Origin of the sequence: Lactobacillus kimbladii (assembly GCF_014323605.1) — a bacterium.
GTDB classification, from domain to species: Bacteria; Bacillota; Bacilli; order Lactobacillales; family Lactobacillaceae; genus Lactobacillus; species Lactobacillus kimbladii_B.
In genome coordinates this window covers 1-1,475 of the sequence record NZ_SCMB01000018.1, presented here as the reverse complement: position 1 = coordinate 1,475, position 1,475 = coordinate 1, and the positions used below count along the sequence as shown (strand labels likewise).

Here is a 1,475-nt window from a genome sequence, read left to right as displayed (position 1 = left end):
TAATAATAAGAAGTACTATGTTGCAATTGGCAATGTTAAGAGTACAGCTCAAAAACTGAAGCACAATGCTTATGTTTACAACCAATATGGTCAACGGGTAAAGAAAGCAGGCAAACTAAAGTCAGGCAAAGCTGTTACTACTTACGGCAGTAGCGTTAAGATTCGCGGTAAGAAGTACTTTATCATTGCCAAGAATCGTTATGTGAAAGCAGCTAATATTGCAAGTCAAGATGTAACATTGAGACAAACAACTGCCGGAGTGGTAGCTGGAGATCAATCTCATATCATTGTCAATAAGAAGGTAATGCACAATGCATATCTTTATGATCAAAATGGTGTTCGTGCAAACGGCTTGGTAATAAATGCTGGTTCAAATATAGACGTAGTAACCCAGAAGGTTATCAATCAGAGGATCTACTATGAACTTGAAGATGGCTTGTATATAGCTGCAGGAAATATCGATGCCAAGAAACTGAAATTGAAGCATAATGCTTATGTATACAGTAAATATGGTAATCGCCTTGGTAAGAAAGTACTGAAGAAACGTAAATCAATTAAGACTTACGGTAATCCAGTAAAGATTAAAGGTAAGAAGTACTACACTATGACAACAAGCAAATTTGTTAAAAAAGCAAATGTTAAAGGGTAGTTTAAGCTCATAATAAGAAGAAAAGTGTCAGATATATTCAGATATATATAGTATAAGGACTTGAATTTATTTGTGAACTGATTAAATAGACCAGTAAATAGTAATCAAGTTTTATGTCAAATAAATAAAAAAACAAGGTTTACAAGATTATATTCAGAAAATATGATCTTGTTTTTGTTTCTTTGAGGTTATAGGAAGTTTGGTATTCCTTTAGAGGTTAAAACTGATAATTAAATTGTTCGCAGTCAGTATTATGAATATTTTTGTACTAAAGATCAGTATGATAATACATATTTTGTTAAGTTAATCAGTTTAGTAGATATAACCAATAAAAGTTTTTTTGGTACGTATTGAAGGAATTTATTAAAAAATTTGGCTGTTAAAATAACTAGTGTATAATAAATTATCATGAATAAATTACGTATTGTAATTAAAAATACTATGTTAACAAAAAAACGGTAACTAAATAAATTATCATAAAATATTTATTAAAAAACAAATAAATAATATCAATAAATTTAATTTTAAATAATATATGTTATAAAAGCTTGTAAAATAGGAAATTATAAGCTTTTAAAATATGATCTTATAAAAATAACAAATAATAACAACTTAATATATAAATAAACGCAATATATTGACATATAAAAACATACGTTATACAATTTTAGTGAATATTAAATTACAAGGAAGGATTAAAATGTTAGGAAAAAATAACTATAATGAAAGACTAAGAAAAATGGAAATGCAAGCGAAGCAAGATAGATTTTCAATTCGTAAATTGACTATCGGCACTGCTTCTGTATTATTAGGTTTTACTTTTCTT

The 1,475-nt window shown here is 27.7% G+C and carries 2 protein-coding genes; both read left to right on the top strand.

The window, feature by feature from the left end:
- Positions 1–649, top strand: a 649-nt coding sequence (locus tag ERK18_RS09280; RefSeq protein ID WP_187155207.1) for an SLAP domain-containing protein, incomplete at its 5' end; no start/stop codon positions are given.
- A 700-nt stretch (positions 650–1,349) separates the two neighbouring features.
- The coding region (locus ERK18_RS09590; protein WP_187155206.1) for a YSIRK-type signal peptide-containing protein at positions 1,350–1,475 on the top strand (126 nt) is incomplete at its 3' end.